We start from the raw sequence: 14,575 nt of genomic DNA, 5'->3' as shown, positions 1-14,575 counted from the left end.
TGGACGGAGCGCAGTCGCCGCCGTTTCTCGTGTCCGACCCGTGGCCTAGAATTGCAGGGTGCTCAACGGACTCGATCTCACACGCCAGAACTCCACCATCGCTGACCTCGTCTCAGCGTTCAACGCCCCGGAGACGGCAGGTGGAACGATTGATGCGATCCGGGGTCTGTGGCCATCGATCCTGCGCCGAACTCTGGTGTCGGCCGACAACGATCCCACTACCTCGGCGCCGCAGCTCATCGTCACGGCCACCACGCGTGAGGCCGAGGACCTGGCGCGGGCACTGGCGGACTGGGTGTCCGAGGACTCGATCGCGGTCTTCCCCAGTTGGGAGACCCTCCCGCACGAAAAGCTCTCACCCCGGTCTGACACCGTCGGAGCTCGATTGCAGATTCTGCACCGTCTGGCCCACCCCAGCCCGGACCGACACCTGGCTTTCATCATTGTGCCCGTTCGCGCATTCCTCCAACCCCTGGTCAAAGGTCTCGGCGATATCGAGCCGGTGGAATTGGCCGTCGGCGACGAATACGAGATCGATCAGCTCTCCCAACGCCTGACCGAGCTGGCATACTCACGCGTTGACATGGTCTCCCGCCGAGGTGAGTTCGCGGTTCGCGGCGGCATCGTCGACATCTTTCCGCCGACGGAAGACCATGCCTTGCGCATCGAGTTCTTCGGTGACGAGATCGACGAGATTCGCGAGTTCTCCGTCAGCGACCAGAGGTCCATTCCCGCCGAGGAGGACACCCCACCCCTGAAACTCTCGGCACCGCCGTGCCGTGAACTTCTGCTCACCGACTCCATCCGGGAACGTGCGGCCTCGCTGTCACAGACCCTGCCGGCGGCATCGGACATGCTCGACAAGATCGCCGGTGGCGTCGCCGTCGAAGGCATGGAATCACTCTCAGCCGTGCTGGCCGATGGCATGGAGCCGATCATCGCGCTGCTGCCCGAATCCACGAAGATCGTCATCACCGAACCTGAACGGGTGCAGGCCCGGGCCGCCGACCTCGTCGTTACGACGAACGAATTCCTCGAGGCCGCGTGGTCAGGAGCCGCTGCCGGCGGCGATTCCCCGATCGACCTGTCCGCTGCGACATTCCGGACGATGGAAGAGATGGAAGAAGGCGCTCGCCTCATCGGCCTGGCGTGGTGGGAGCTCGGCGGATTCGCCACCGACGAAGAACTCGCCTCACCCACTCAGAATCTGTTCTCCGTTCCGGCTCGCGCGCCGCGAGGATATGCCGGCGACGTGGAAGCGATCCTCGCTGATGTCAAGGAGCTCATCCACGACCGGTGGCGCATCCTCGTGCTCACCGAAGGGCAGGGGCCGGGCCAGCGCATGGTCGAGGTGTTCTCCGAAGCTGGCGTGCCTGCGACCTTCGTCGATGACCCGACGGACATCGACGAGGCCCTGGTGACAGTCACCACTGCCGCGCCGTTCGGCGGCTTCGTCTTCGACGACCTCAAGCTTGCCGTGCTCACCGAAGCCGATGTGCTCGGTCGCGCCGCCTCCACCTCGACGAGGGACATGCGGCGTCTGCCCACTCGACGCAAACGCAATCAGGTGGACCCACTGAACCTGGCTCCCGGGGACTTCGTCGTCCACGATCAGCACGGTGTCGGCAAGTTCGTTGAAATGACGCAGCGCACGACCGGCAAGGGCGCGAACAAGCACACCCGTGAGTACCTCATCGTCGAATACGCCCCGGCCAAACGCGGGCAGCCCGGTGATCGCCTGTACGTGCCCAGCGATGCTCTGGACCAGGTCAGCCGCTACGTCGGCGGGGAGAGCCCGAACCTGAACAAGATGGGCGGCTCCGACTGGCAGGCCACGAAGACCAAGGCCAGGAAGGCCGTCAAGGAGATCGCCGGCGAACTCGTCCGCCTCTACTCTGCACGACAGGCCACCGTCGGCCACACATATGGGCCGGACACGCCATGGCAGCGTGAACTCGAGGATGCCTTCCACTACGTGGAGACCGCCGATCAGCTCACGACCATCGACGAGGTCAAGGGGGACATGGAGAAAGCGGTCCCAATGGACCGTCTGATCTGCGGCGACGTCGGCTACGGAAAGACCGAGATCGCAGTCCGTGCCGCGTTCAAGGCGATCCAGGACGGCAAGCAGGTCGCCGTGCTCGTGCCCACTACGCTGCTCGTTCAGCAGCACCTCGAAACCTTCGCCGAACGCTATTCGGGCTTCCCCGTCACAGTCGGCGCGCTCTCACGCTTCCAGACGAAGAAGGAGTCGGAGCAGGTTGTCGAGGATCTCGCAGCTGGCAAGCTCGACCTCGTGATCGGCACGCATCGTCTGCTCAGCGGAGAAGTGCGGTTCAAGAGCCTGGGACTGGTCATCATCGACGAGGAGCAGCGCTTCGGCGTCGAGCACAAGGAGACGCTCAAAGCGATGCGCACGAACGTCGACGTGCTCGCGATGTCAGCGACCCCGATCCCGAGGACCCTGGAGATGGCTGTGACCGGCATCCGAGAGATGTCGACCCTGGCCACCCCGCCCGAGGAACGCCACCCGGTGCTGACCTACGTGGGTAAGAAAGAGGACAAGCAGATCAAGGCCGCGATCGGCCGTGAGCTGATGCGCGAAGGCCAGGTCTTCTACATCCACAACCGTGTCAAGGACATCGAAGCCGTGGCCGGCCACATCGCCGAACTCGTCCCCGAAGCTCGGATCGCGATTGCCCACGGAAAGATGAACGAGCAGCGCCTGGAGCAGGTCATCGTCGACTTCTGGGAGAAGAAGTTCGACGTGCTTGTGTGCACGACCATCGTCGAGACCGGCATCGACATCTCCAATGCCAACACGCTCATCATCGATCACGCGGATCGCTTCGGACTCTCCCAGCTGCACCAGCTGCGCGGTCGCGTCGGTCGCGGCAGGGAACGTGCCTACGCCTACTTCCTCTACCCTGCAGACACACAGCTGACCGAGACTGCCCACGACCGGCTGACGACGCTGGCCGCCCACACCGAATTGGGCGCCGGTATGCAGGTGGCGATGAAGGACCTCGAGATCCGTGGCGCCGGCAACCTCCTCGGCGGACAGCAGTCAGGACAGATCGAGGGAGTCGGATTCGACCTTTATGTGCGGCTGGTGGGGGAGGCCGTCGCGAAATTCCGCGGCGAGGACACCGAACCCGAAGCGGACATGCGCATCGAGCTGCCAGTCGATGCACACCTGCCGTCAGAGTACGTCGATCATGAACGACTGCGACTTGAGGCATACCGGAAACTCGCCGCTGCGGCGAACGAGAGCGAGCTGCAGGAAGTCCTCGACGAACTCGTCGACAGGTACGGTGCCTACCCGGAGGCCGTGGGTGTGCTCGCCGATGTCGCCAGACTGCGGATCAGAGCCAAAGCCTCGGGCATCAACGACATCGTCGTCCAAGGCAACTTCGTCCGATTCGGTCCGGTCGAACTCGAAGATTCGCAGGTCGTGCGGCTCAAGCGCCTGTACCCGAAGTCTCTGCTCAAGCCGGCGGTCAGGTCGGTGCTCGTGCCCAAGCCGATGACAGGCAACGGCTTCGATGCGAAGGAGATGACGGATTCCGACATCCTGCGTTGGGCTCACCAATTCCTCGACGCGATCGTCCCAGTCGTCGCCTCCGAGGTCGTCGAGGCTGGAGTCTGAGCTGCGGTGATCGACGCAGAGGCAATCTGTACGTATTCTGATAGTGCACATTCAACAGCTGTTCCTAGCGTAGAGTGCGAATACGGGTACAGACGTACCGTACGACTTAAGGAGAGCCACTATGGGTTTTGACGATAAGTTCGAGAACAAGACTGAAGAATTCTCCGGCAAAGCCAAGGAGACCGTCGGCGACATGACCGGCGATGACGAGCTCAAAGCAGAGGGTTCTGCAGACCAGCTCAAGGGCAAGACCAAACAGGTCGGCGAGAAGGTCAAGGACCTCGGCAACGACATCAAGGACAAGTTCAGCAAGTAATGCGGAACTCGGCCCCCATCGCGCCCGCGGTGGGGGCCGTTCTTATTGTTCGACACGCTTCGTGCGTCGGACCGTCGGCTTGCGAGTCCGGCTATCGGCTGGAGAGTCGAACCGTCACAGCGAAGCAGGAATCGGAAGGGGCACTGCAGTGGAGCAGGCAGAGTCAGCGGGCGTCATCGGTGCTCGCACCGAGGGAGTAACCGAGGCGATGGCGACGCTGCGGCGCCGGTGCCCGTGGTCGAGCCGTCAGGACCATGGAAGCCTCGAGAAGTATGCGCGGGAAGAGACCGAGGAGCTCATCGAAGCACTCGAGGACTTCCGAGGTGATCCGAATCCGGGCCACCGTGCCGCCGTCGTCGAAGAACTCGGCGACGTCTTCTACCAGGTCCTCTTCCATTCCGCGCTGTTGGACGAGAGCGGTTCCGTTCCCTACGGGCATACTCTGGGGCTGATAGTCGAAGGCTTGGAAGCCAAACTCATCCGACGCCATCCTCTGGCCTTCGGCGAGGACGCCAGCGACGAGCACATGGCCTCCCTCGAAGACGTCGAGGCCGAATACCGCCGGATCAAGACCGAAGAGAAACAGCAGAAAGACACGCAGCAGTGAGCTTGGAACGCATTGATATCGAAGGCACGTTCAACTTCCGTGACATCGGAGGCTCTCCCACCTCGGCGGGGGAGTCGAACGTGGGCACGGGCAAGGTCTACCGCTCCGACGGTCTCGCCCAACTCACCGACAGGTCACGAGCCGACATCCGAGCGCTCGGCGTCAGCACCGTCGTCGATCTGCGTGACGTCGGGGAACGTTCCAAACTTCCCGACGCGCTCGAGGGCATCGACGCGGAGCTCATTGAGCTGCCCATCTTCGACGATCGTTTCTTCCCGGCGAAGCAGCTCAGCCGCGAGGAGATGAAAAAGGCCGCCGAGGAGACCGGAATGGACCTCTCCGATCGTTCGCTGAGCAAGATCTATGACCTCATGATCGGTCACTTCGGAACCCGTCTCGCCTTGGCCGTTGACGTCATTGCACAGCGTTGCGAGGGCGGAGTGGTCTTCCACTGCTCTGCTGGCAAGGACCGGACAGGTGTGGTCGCCGCATTCATCCTCACCCTCCTCGGCGTCGGGCGTCACGAGATCCTCGACGAGTATTCGATCACCTCACAGCACCTGTCAGGAGGATTCCTCGAGAACATCGTCAGGAACTTCGCCGATGCCGGGATCTCCGGGAACCTCGCCGAGACCGCAACTGCGGCACCGCCGGAACTCATGGCGAAGACCCTCGACTCCATCGACGCGAAGTATGGCGAGAATGGTGTCGAAGCATATCTGCTCGACCATGGAATGGACCCGGCAAGTCCGGAGAAACTACGGCGGCAGCTGTTGACGCCTGCCGACGTTGTCGCCCCCTGACAGCGAAGCAACCATCCTGGGCTGAGAATGAGCTCGGTCCTCTGGTGCATTAAGCTGTCCTGCAGGCACATGTTCCCCATGTGAAACCAATTGCGAAGGAGTAATCAGTGGCTGAGATTGTTGCCGCAAACGCCCGTGAAATCCTGGATTCCCGGGGAAATCCCACCGTAGAGGTGGAAGTGCTGCTAGCCGATGAATCCGTCGGCCGTGCCGGGGTCCCCTCCGGCGCCTCCACCGGTGAGTTCGAAGCTGTGGAGCTGCGCGACGGCGACCCGGAACGTTATCTGGGCAAAGGCGTCACCAGTGCTGTTGACGCAGTCGTCGATGAGATCCACGAAGTCATCGTCGGTCTCGAAAGCGATGATCAGCGTCTGGTAGACCAGGCACTGATCGAGCTCGACGGCACCGAGAACAAGTCCCGTCTGGGCGCCAATGCAATGCTGGGCACCTCGTTGGCTGTGGCTCGAGCAGCCGCAGTGTCCGCTGACCTGCCGCTCTACCGCTACCTGGGCGGACCGAACGCCCACGTCATGCCGGTTCCGATGATGAACATCCTCAACGGTGGATCGCACGCCGACTCCAACGTCGACATCCAGGAATTCATGATCGCCCCGATCGGCGCGGCCAGCTTCCACGAGGGCCTGCAGTGGAGCGTCGAGGTCTATCACGCGCTCAAGGGCGTGCTCAAGGAGCGGGGTCTGTCCACCGGCCTCGGCGACGAAGGCGGGTTCGCACCGAACCTTGACTCCAATGCCGCAGCACTCGATCTCATCCTCGAAGCCATCGACCTTGCCGGGCACCGTCCGGGCCGTGACATCGCGGTGGCACTCGATGTGGCCTCGTCTGAGTTCTACTCCGATGGAGCCTACGAGTTCGAAGGTGAGAAGAAGTCGGCACAGGACATGGCCGCATACTACGAGGGTCTGCTCGCCAAGTACCCGCTGGTATCCATCGAAGACCCACTCGATGAGAACGATTGGGAAGGCTGGGCCACCCTGACCGAGACCATCGGCTCGAAGGTTCAGCTCGTCGGCGATGACCTGTTCGTGACGAACCCCGAGCGTCTCCAGCGCGGCATCGACGACAACACCGCCAATTCTCTGCTGGTCAAGGTCAACCAGATCGGCACGCTGACGGAGACCCTCGACGCAGTGTCGCTGGCACAGACCAACGGCTACACGACGATGATCTCTCACCGTTCGGGTGAAACCGAGGACACGACGATCGCCGACCTGGCAGTGGCCACGAACGCCGGCCAGATCAAGGCCGGTGCTCCGGCACGGTCCGAGCGTGTGGCCAAGTACAACCAGCTGCTGCGCATCGAAGAGCAGCTCGGCGACGCAGCTCGCTACGCCGGCCGGGGAGCCTTCCCCCGCTTCGACGGCTGATTCGCTGCGGAGCTAAGGCGGTACTGCGCTGAGGCGTTAAGGCACTGCGGTGCTGAATAGCTTCGTCCCTGAGGCGGGGGCCGGGTGATCATCAACGGTCACCCGGCCCCCGCCTCGGCGATATTCATCGACAAATTCTCCCGGCGAATGCTCTGACGATGGCGAATACCTCGGCAGCCGGCGATCACAAAACCGCCCGCCCCGCACAGAACACCCCCGGGTATTTCCCAACTCCTCAGTGCGCATCGGATGAGCGACTGTTGCCAGAGAATAACCTCAGCGACCGGCCCGATGGAACCTTTCGAAAAATAGAACACGCCACGACACTCAAATCCTCGAAGTCGGGTTACTGACACGGCAGACTTAGATGTGTTGCGACAGCCTTCCCCCATCCCCGGTCGCAGAGGAAAGAGACATGGTTCCGAGCAAGCCGAGAAACAGCGCCCCCAAATCCGCTCCAGGCAGAGCCGCTCCCCGTCGACGTCCCGCGCCGGTCGTTGAGGCTCAGGCCAGCGAGGACACTCGCAAGCGGAAGCTGTCCTGGCAGACAGGCGTCTTCCTTCTCGTCGTCGCCATCGTGCTCGTCACCTTCCTGCCTTCGATCAACTCCGCTCTCAAGCAGGCACAGCAGATTGCGGCACTCAACAGCGAGATCGAATCGACGAAATCCGAAGTCCAGGGGTTGGAAGAGAAGAACGAGAACCTCAAGGACCCTGCATACATCAAACGCAAGGCGCGCAAGGACCAGTACTACGTGGAAGAGGGCAAGAACGCGGTCATCGTCACCAACCAGGAGGCGATCAAGGGTGACGATTCGGATACGGACCGCCCGCAACGCAAACAAGCCTGGTACCTTGAGTTGCTGGAGTCGATTCAAGAGGTCGGCAATACCGTGGAGAAGGGCTGATGATCACAGAGTGCACCGAGGCGGACTTCGCCATCCTGAAGGACCAGCTCGGGCGGATTCCGCGCGGCGTCGTCGGGATTGCGGCCCGCAGCACGTCGGGAGAGCCTCTGGTCGTTGCCACAGCTCCGAGACTCGAGGACGGCACGCCGTTCCCCACGACCTTCTACCTCACCCACCCGGCCTTCGTCACCGAGTGCTCGCGTCTCGAAGCGTCGGGAATCATGACCGAATGGTCCGCTGAGCTCATCGAAGACGAAGAACTCGCCGCAGCCTACGCCAAGGCCCACGCCGCTTACCTCGCAACACGATCGGAGATCGGCAAGAGCGCCGGCATCGCCGAGGTGGAGGAGATCAAGGACTACTCCGCCGGCGGCATGCCCACTCGAGTGAAGTGCCTGCACGCTCTGGTCGGACACTCCTTGGCAGCAGGAGCCGGCGTCAACCCGATCGGCGACCGCGCCATCTCCTTCATGACAGACGTCCCCAGCCCTGCGGGCGCAGAAAATGCCTCCGCCGAGGCAAGCGAATAGGAGAGACTCATGCGAGTTGCCGCCTTCGACTGTGGGACCAATTCCCTGCGCCTGCTCATTGCCGAGGTCGACGCACAGGGACGGATGACCGAGCTTCGTCGCGAGACCCGTATCGTGCGCCTCGGCCAAGGTGTGGACGCGACGGGTGAGTTCGCCCCTGAAGCCCTTGAACGTACGTTCGCCGCGGCCCGGGAGTTCGCCGAGGTTGCTGCCGAGTACTCACCTGAGAAGCTGAGATTCGTCGCCACTTCCGCCAGCCGTGACGTGAAGAACCGCGACGAATTCTTCGCAGGCATCTTCGGCATCCTCGGCGTCGTGCCCGACGTCATCACCGGAGACGAAGAGGCTCATCTGTCGTTCCTCGGAGCCACCGTCGGACACGGCGCCGACAGTGGCCCGTTCCTCGTCATGGACCTTGGCGGGGGCTCAACCGAACTGGTCCTCGGAACCGACAGAGTCACCTCGGCGGTCAGCATGGACATCGGGTCCGTGCGCCTGACCGAACGCCACATGTCCGTCGACCTCCCCGACCAGGCCCAGATCCAGGCCGCCATCGACGATATCGATGCCAACCTCGACAAGGCCGCAGAGATCGTCGATATCAGCGCTCCACGGACGATGATCGGAGTCGCGGGCACCGTCACCACACTCACCGCAGGAATTCTCGACCTCGACAGCTACCAGCGCGAGCGCATCCACGGGACCCATCTGCGCGTGGCAGACATCGACGGTGAGGCCCAGAAGCTGCTGAGCATGGAGCGTGAGGCCCGCGCAGCACTGCCATACATGCATCCCGGACGCGTCGACGTCATTGCGGCAGGGGGAATGCTGTTCGCCCGAATTGCGGCCCGCATCGATGCTGCGGTTAAAAGCTCCGGGGCCGAACTCGACATCATGGTCTCGGAGACGGACATCCTCGACGGCACCGCGCTCGACCTCGCGCGCCAGCAGTCGTGAGGTCCGCCACCGCGCGGACATCGACAGCACCCAGGCGTCCACGCGCTGGAAAGCGCACCGCGAAACTCGCCCTCGTCGGCTCCCTCGTGCTGGGTCTGCTCATGGGCACGACGCAGCCGGCCATGGCAGCGCCGGAGGCCGGGCCAGGGCAGTGGTTCATCAAGGACTACGGCATCGACGATCTGTGGAAGAAATCCACGGGCAAAGGCGTGAAGGTCGCCGTCATCGACTCGGGAGTCAACGCCAAGCACGACGACCTCGGTGGCGTGGTGACCAAATCCAAAGACTTCAGCGGGCTCGACAAAGACGGCAGGACGCCGATCGGCGGCAAGACGACGATCCACCACGGCACCGCAGTCGCCGGTGTCATCGCCGGGCAGGGCAAAGGCGCCGGGCCGACAGGAGTCGCCCCCGACGTCGACATCCTTTCTGCCTCGATGTGGTTGGGGCCCGACCGGCCGAAGAAATCAGGCTCCACCCGTGAGCAGGCCGACAAGGCCATCCGATGGGCCGTCGACTCCGGAGCCAAGGTCATCAACATGTCGTTGGGCTGGGACGATCCTGCCTGGCCCTCCAGCTGGGACAAATCCTTCGCCTACGCCTATGAGAAGGACGTCGTCATCGTCGCCTGCGTCGGCAATGCCTCCCAAGGGGCCACACAGGCGTGGTCGCCATCGACGGTGCCCGGAGTCATCGGCGTCGGAGGGCTGGGCAAAAACAACCGTGTTCTGTCCGAATCGACCGCTCCCGGAACGGCCGTGGACCTGATGGGACCGGCGGCAGACATTCCGATCCCGTATTACTCGGGCGGTTATGCAGAGGGGCAGGGCTGTTCCTTCGCCTCACCCATCGTCTCCGGCGTGGCAGCGCTGATCCGGGCCGAAGACCCCGACCTCAGCGCCGACGAGGTCGCCGCAAAACTGACCTCGACGGCCAAACCTGTCCCCGGACACAAGGGACAGAGCAAGAAGGGCAAACCGGATCCGATCGTCGGCTGGGGTCGCCTCGATCCGAAGGCCGCGATGAAATCCGATGTCCCGAAGACGGTGCCCAGCGCGGCCGATGCTCTCGCCGACTGGGTGAAGATGCACAGACGCGGACAATCGGACCCGGCTGAGACTGACAACGCAGCTCCCGCGGAGGACAACAACCCGAAAGCGGTCGCGCCCAAGGACGTTGTCTCATCGCAGTCGACGCCCCAGCTGGGCTTCGCGATTCTGGGCGCCGGGGGCCTCATCGCGATCATCCTCTTCGTGCTCTCGGCAGTGGCTTTCATCCGTCGCAGACGGTGAGGAAACCCGGCGCTGAACCTCTGATCTGGAGCGTCGAGATGCAATTAGTGAAAGTTTTCACAAGGGCCTAAGATGGGGATATGGCACTCATCAGAAACTCAAAATTGCGTCCTCGAATCCTCGTCGTTGGTGGCGGCTACCTTGGTCTCGTTACCGCTCAGAATCTGTTGAAGAACCTCGGTCGTGGCGAAGCCACAGTGACCGTGGTCGATCCCAACCCGTACATGACCTATCTGCCGTTCCTCCCCGAGGTGGCAGCCGGGTCCATCGAACCGCGTCACGCTGTCGTGCCGCTGCGTCGCAACCTCTCCGGTGCTGAAGTCATCACCGCGAAGGTCACCTCGATCAACCACAGCGACAAGTTCGTCACCGTCGAGCCCGAGAACGACGAAGCGTTCGAGCTCGACTACGACCACATCATCATGGCTGCCGGTTCGGTGGCGCGTGCTCTGCCGATCCCCGGCCTCAAGGAGAACGCCATCGCGCTCAAGCGCATCGAGGAAGCTGTCGCACTGCGCGATCACCTCCTCAGCCGCTTGTCCGATGCCTCGCTGATGGAAGATGACGAGGAACGTCGCAAGGCACTGACCTTCGTCTTCGTCGGCGGCGGATTCGCTGGCATCGAACTCCTCACCGAGCTCGAAGACGTTGTCCGCTCCGCAGTGGCTCAGTACGAGACGCTGACCGAAGCTGATGTCCGCTTCGTCCTCGTCGAAGCACTTGACCGTGTCATGCCTGAGGTCGGCGAAGCTCAGGCTCGGTGGGTCGTCGAGCACATGCGCGAACGCGGCATCGATGTGTACCTCGAGACCTTCCTCCAGGACTGCACTGACAAGCACGTCAAGCTCTCCAGCGGCGAAGAATTCGACGCCGACACCATCGTGTGGTCGGCTGGCGTCAAAGCCAACCCGATCCTCGTCGATTCAGACCTGCCTCTCGATGAGCGCGGCCGTGTGACCGTGCGCGCCGATCTGCGCGTCGAGGGTGACAACGGTGTGGTCGAGGGCGCATGGGCCGCCGGCGACAACGCAGCTGTACCTGATCTCTCCGGTGGCGGCGTGGGTGGCTACTGCGTGCCCAACGCTCAGCACGCCGTGCGCCAGGCGCCAGTGCTGGCTGCCAACGTTCTCGCCGCTCTGCGCGGAGAGACTGAGTTCAAGCAGTACTTCCACAAGACCATCGGCACCGTTGCAGGCCTGGGTCTGTACAAGGGCGTTTCGCAGATGGGCGACTTCGAAGCCCGCGGCGTCCTCGCCTGGCTGATGCACCGTGCCTACCACGGCTACGCGATCCCGACAGTTGACCGCAAGGTCAAGGTCTTCGGCAACTGGATCCTCAACGCCGTCGTCGGCCGCGACACCATGCCATTGGCCGATCTCGATGTTCCTCGCAAGAACTTCGTCGAGGCAGCCAACTCGAAGCCTGCTCCAAAGAAGGAAACCGCAAAGGCCTGATACCTGAGCGCAGGATTCGCGTCCGGCCGTCACCGTGATGTGAACCCTGATGAGGTCTGAAGAACGCTGGGAGTGCAATCGCACTCCCAGCGTTCTTGTCATTCAAGAGGACGAGGGATTCAAAACGCCCGGGGGTCTCAGTTGGCGACGGTGAAGCGAGTGTCGATGTGTTTCGCGTTGATGATCTCATCGACCATGGCCACCGCGAAGTCTTCGGCGGAGATCGAATCACCGGCGGGCACCTCGAGCTCGGTTGTGTAGGTTCCAGTGCGTTCACCGGGGCCGATCTCCGGGGCCGGGGAGATCAGAGTCCAGGGGGAGTAGCTGCCGGCACGCATCAGTTCGAGTGCTCTCGTGCCGGTCTCTGACTCGGTCTTATATGCTTCGGGAAAGCCTTTGGTGTCTTTGAGCATCGTGCCGCCGACGAAGAGGGATCCGGCGCCGCCGACGACGAAGATGCGCTTGTCTCCACTGGCCTGAGCCAGTGTCTCGAGACCCTTCAGCCACTCTTCGTGGGGTCCGCCGGTGCGGCTGGGGCCGGTCGTCGAGACGATGACGTCGTGATCGGCGACGACCTGGCGGTCGAATTCAACATCTCCCATGTCGCCTTTGAGGCTCGTTGCAGCTCCAGGGACCTCGGCACCGGTGCGGGTGATGGCGGTGATTTCGAGTCCGCGTTCTGCGGCTTCCTTGGTGACCCGGGATCCGATCATTCCGGATGCCCCGAACAGTGCGATCTTCATGGTGTGTCCTTTCGTTGATGCGGATGATGCCACAAAGATACCCTTTTGATATCGAGTACCTCAAAGATACTATTGGAATATGAGTGTGAGCAGTTCCTGGGAAGGCGATGCCTTCGATCCTGAATGTCCGACTCGAGTCGTTCTCGACCGCGTCGGTGACAAATGGACGGTCCTCATCATCGAGATCCTCGATGAAGGCCCGAAGCGCTTCAGCGAAATTCGTGTGGCAATCGGTGGGATCACACCGAAGGTCCTCACTTCGACCCTGCGATCGCTGGTTGCCGATGGGCTCGTGACCAGAGAGGTCTTTGCCGAGGTTCCTCCACGAGTGGAATATGCACTGACCGAACTGGGCCGGTCCCTTCAAGAACCCGTGGCTGCTCTGCGACGGTGGGCTGAACTCAATGTGGCAGCCATCTCGGAGAGCAGGGACCACCATGAGGACGCCACCATGTTGCGGGGCTCCTGAGGCAACTCGGACTTGTTCCGAGCGGTCTTTCGCTCCTCCGGTTCGCCGGTACTATCGAATCACATCTGCTCAACGGTGAGCAGCAGATAGAATCTCACAAAGGAGTGTGCATGCTCAAGGTCAACTGGGTCATCGGGTCTGCTGCGCTCGGGCTCGTCCTGAGTGGATGTGGTCAGGGTGGGACTCCTGCCGACCCCGATGGCGGTGCGGATAGGCCTTCTTATGAAGTGAACGACGGTGCCGATATCGCGGCCTCGCCGACATGGAAGAGCGCTCACGATCAGGGCTCAATCACGATCGGTGTCTTTCATGATCAGCCGGGTATCGGGAACCTCACCGCCGGAGCCGAAACGCCAGAAGGTTTTGACGTCGAGATCGCCACGATCGTGGCCGGTCAGCTCGGGTTCGCTCCCGAGGACATCGAGTGGGTGGAAACCGTGACGTCCAATCGAGACACCTTCCTGCAGCAGGGCAGTGTCGATCTCGTTGTGGCCGGCTACACCATCAACGATGAGCGAAAGAAGATCATCGACTTCGCTGGCCCTTATTACACAGCAGGGCAGGACCTCATGGTTCGCTCTGATTCCGACATCGGTGGTCCGGACGACCTTGATGACAAGACTGTATGCGCAACTGTCGGGGGAGTGCCGGGACAGAGGATGGAAAAGGAGCATCCTGAGGCAGAGCTCGTCACCTACGACACCGTCTCAAAATGTGTGACCGACCTGCAGTCAGGCTCCGTGGACGCGGTCACGACTGACGATGCCATCTTGCGCGGCTATGCTGCACAGAGTTCAGACGAGCTCACCGTCGTCGGTCAGCCCTTCTCCGAAGACCACTACGGAATCGGCTTGCCCAAGGGCGACGATGAACTCCGGAACGCCGTCAACGACGCAGTTGAGTCAGCATTCGAGAACGGGGACTGGACGCAGGCGTTCGAGCATACCCTGGGGGATTCGGAAGGCGTGAAACTGCCGACAGTTGATCGATACTAGTCACACACGCAGGAGTCAGTCGCTGGTGATCTCCGCGAGCACCTCGGCGAGTTCACGGAGCTCGCCAGCGACGCGGTACATGCGCGGCGAGTCGGAGTACGTCCAGTTGCTCGTGATCATCGAAGCGCTGGCTCCGCTGGTGGTGACGGAGTACTCCTCGCGGCTGAGCTGCGCTGTCCGGTCTGTGATCAGCCGTTGGCGCAGCTCGGGGGTCAGCCCCTCCCAGTGGTCGGCTGCCTCGTAGCCGAGCTCATGCCAATCGGCACCCGCCTCGCGGTAGGCGAACGGACGGTTGGACCCAGTAGCCATGGTGTCTTCGGCACGCCGGGTCGCCAGGGTCGCAAAAAGTACGGCAGGCCCCGGTGTGGAGGCGACGTCGGGATCTTCCAGATCGCCGGCGGACAGAGGCGGGCCCTGTGAGGTGAGCAGCACATTCGTCATGTGACTATCTTGCCCGGACGGACT

14 protein-coding genes are annotated in these 14,575 nt (G+C 62.4%); 12 read left to right on the top strand and 2 right to left on the bottom strand.

Features of this window, described 5'->3' with window-relative positions; translation table 11 throughout:
• The first annotated feature begins 58 nt into the window (after positions 1 to 58).
• The 10 genes from mfd to INT29_RS17680 all read left to right on the top strand — a co-directional run bounded on the left by mfd (position 59) and on the right by INT29_RS17680 (position 11,903).
• A complete protein-coding gene (mfd, locus tag INT29_RS17725; RefSeq protein ID WP_193072665.1) occupies positions 59 to 3,649 on the top strand; it encodes a transcription-repair coupling factor in 3,591 nt (1,196 codons plus the stop codon).
• A gap of 121 nt (positions 3,650 to 3,770) precedes the next feature.
• On the top strand, positions 3,771 to 3,965 hold the full coding sequence (locus tag INT29_RS17720; RefSeq protein WP_101569607.1) for a CsbD family protein: 195 nt from the start codon (positions 3,771 to 3,773) through the stop codon (positions 3,963 to 3,965).
• Positions 3,966 to 4,113: 148 nt separating this feature from the next.
• Positions 4,114 to 4,572, top strand: a complete 459-nt coding sequence (locus INT29_RS17715; RefSeq protein ID WP_319020936.1) for a MazG nucleotide pyrophosphohydrolase domain-containing protein — start codon at positions 4,114 to 4,116, stop codon at positions 4,570 to 4,572.
• Positions 4,569 to 5,375, top strand: coding sequence for a tyrosine-protein phosphatase (locus INT29_RS17710; protein ID WP_101569608.1), 807 nt, complete (start codon positions 4,569 to 4,571; stop codon positions 5,373 to 5,375). The genes INT29_RS17715 and INT29_RS17710 overlap by 4 nt, the downstream gene beginning before the upstream one ends.
• Before the next feature lie 107 nt (positions 5,376 to 5,482).
• Entirely contained in the window at positions 5,483 to 6,763 is a 1,281-nt protein-coding gene (gene eno / locus INT29_RS17705) for a phosphopyruvate hydratase (protein ID WP_193072662.1), read from the top strand.
• A 415-nt stretch (positions 6,764 to 7,178) separates the two neighbouring features.
• Positions 7,179 to 7,670, top strand: coding sequence for an FtsB family cell division protein (locus INT29_RS17700; protein ID WP_193072660.1), 492 nt, complete (start codon positions 7,179 to 7,181; stop codon positions 7,668 to 7,670).
• Positions 7,670 to 8,200, top strand: coding sequence for a DUF501 domain-containing protein (locus INT29_RS17695; RefSeq protein ID WP_101569611.1), 531 nt, complete (start codon positions 7,670 to 7,672; stop codon positions 8,198 to 8,200). Before INT29_RS17700 ends, INT29_RS17695 begins: the two co-directional genes overlap by 1 nt.
• Positions 8,201 to 8,209: 9 nt before the next feature.
• Positions 8,210 to 9,157 (top strand): Ppx/GppA phosphatase family protein, encoded by a 948-nt coding sequence (locus INT29_RS17690; protein WP_193072659.1) that lies wholly within the window; start codon positions 8,210 to 8,212, stop codon positions 9,155 to 9,157.
• A complete protein-coding gene (locus tag INT29_RS17685; protein WP_193072658.1) occupies positions 9,154 to 10,449 on the top strand; it encodes a S8 family peptidase in 1,296 nt (431 codons plus the stop codon). The genes INT29_RS17690 and INT29_RS17685 overlap by 4 nt, the downstream gene beginning before the upstream one ends.
• 80 nt (positions 10,450 to 10,529) lie before the next feature.
• Positions 10,530 to 11,903 (top strand): NAD(P)/FAD-dependent oxidoreductase, encoded by a 1,374-nt coding sequence (locus INT29_RS17680; RefSeq protein ID WP_193072657.1) that lies wholly within the window; start codon positions 10,530 to 10,532, stop codon positions 11,901 to 11,903.
• 137 nt (positions 11,904 to 12,040) lie between these two features.
• Here the strand turns inward: INT29_RS17680 and INT29_RS17675 are convergent, their stop codons facing one another.
• Complete coding sequence (locus tag INT29_RS17675) at positions 12,041 to 12,646, bottom strand: NAD(P)-dependent oxidoreductase (protein WP_193072656.1); 606 nt, start codon at positions 12,644 to 12,646, stop codon at positions 12,041 to 12,043.
• Positions 12,647 to 12,725: 79 nt separating this feature from the next.
• On the opposite strand from INT29_RS17675, the gene INT29_RS17670 reads away from it, so the two are divergent.
• Both INT29_RS17670 and INT29_RS17665 read left to right on the top strand, forming a co-directional pair.
• The gene (locus INT29_RS17670; protein WP_101569616.1) at positions 12,726 to 13,115 is read left to right on the top strand and encodes a winged helix-turn-helix transcriptional regulator; all 390 of its coding nucleotides are present in this window, start codon (positions 12,726 to 12,728) and stop codon (positions 13,113 to 13,115) included.
• A gap of 110 nt (positions 13,116 to 13,225) precedes the next feature.
• On the top strand, positions 13,226 to 14,110 hold the full coding sequence (locus INT29_RS17665) for a glutamate ABC transporter substrate-binding protein (RefSeq protein WP_193072655.1): 885 nt from the start codon (positions 13,226 to 13,228) through the stop codon (positions 14,108 to 14,110).
• Positions 14,111 to 14,125: 15 nt separating this feature from the next.
• Here INT29_RS17665 and INT29_RS17660 read toward each other — a convergent pair whose 3' ends face one another.
• Entirely contained in the window at positions 14,126 to 14,551 is a 426-nt protein-coding gene (locus tag INT29_RS17660) for a hypothetical protein (protein WP_101569618.1), read from the bottom strand.
• Between the last annotated feature and the right edge of the window lie 24 nt (positions 14,552 to 14,575).

The sequence above is a fragment of the Brevibacterium sp. FME37 genome, from assembly GCF_014897485.1.
In the GTDB taxonomy this organism is placed as follows: domain Bacteria; phylum Actinomycetota; class Actinomycetes; order Actinomycetales; family Brevibacteriaceae; genus Brevibacterium.
The sequence above is the reverse complement of the archived record's forward strand: the minus strand, read 5'-3'. Positions and strand labels throughout refer to the sequence as shown.

What these genes read in the sequence shown, in the direction of transcription:
- INT29_RS17720 (WP_101569607.1), top strand. Translation starts at nt 3,771, where the DNA reads ATGGGTTTTGACGATAAGTTCGAGAACAAGACTGAAGAATTCTCCGGC.
- INT29_RS17700 (WP_193072660.1), top strand. Translation starts at nt 7,179, where the DNA reads ATGGTTCCGAGCAAGCCGAGAAACAGCGCCCCCAAATCCGCTCCAGGC.
- INT29_RS17695 (WP_101569611.1), top strand. Translation starts at nt 7,670, where the DNA reads ATGATCACAGAGTGCACCGAGGCGGACTTCGCCATCCTGAAGGACCAG.
- INT29_RS17690 (WP_193072659.1), top strand. Translation starts at nt 8,210, where the DNA reads ATGCGAGTTGCCGCCTTCGACTGTGGGACCAATTCCCTGCGCCTGCTC.
- INT29_RS17680 (WP_193072657.1), top strand. Translation starts at nt 10,530, where the DNA reads ATGGCACTCATCAGAAACTCAAAATTGCGTCCTCGAATCCTCGTCGTT.
- INT29_RS17675 (WP_193072656.1), bottom strand. Translation starts at nt 12,646, where the DNA reads ATGAAGATCGCACTGTTCGGGGCATCCGGAATGATCGGATCCCGGGTC.
- INT29_RS17670 (WP_101569616.1), top strand. Translation starts at nt 12,726, where the DNA reads ATGAGTGTGAGCAGTTCCTGGGAAGGCGATGCCTTCGATCCTGAATGT.
- INT29_RS17665 (WP_193072655.1), top strand. Translation starts at nt 13,226, where the DNA reads ATGCTCAAGGTCAACTGGGTCATCGGGTCTGCTGCGCTCGGGCTCGTC.
- INT29_RS17660 (WP_101569618.1), bottom strand. Translation starts at nt 14,551, where the DNA reads ATGACGAATGTGCTGCTCACCTCACAGGGCCCGCCTCTGTCCGCCGGC.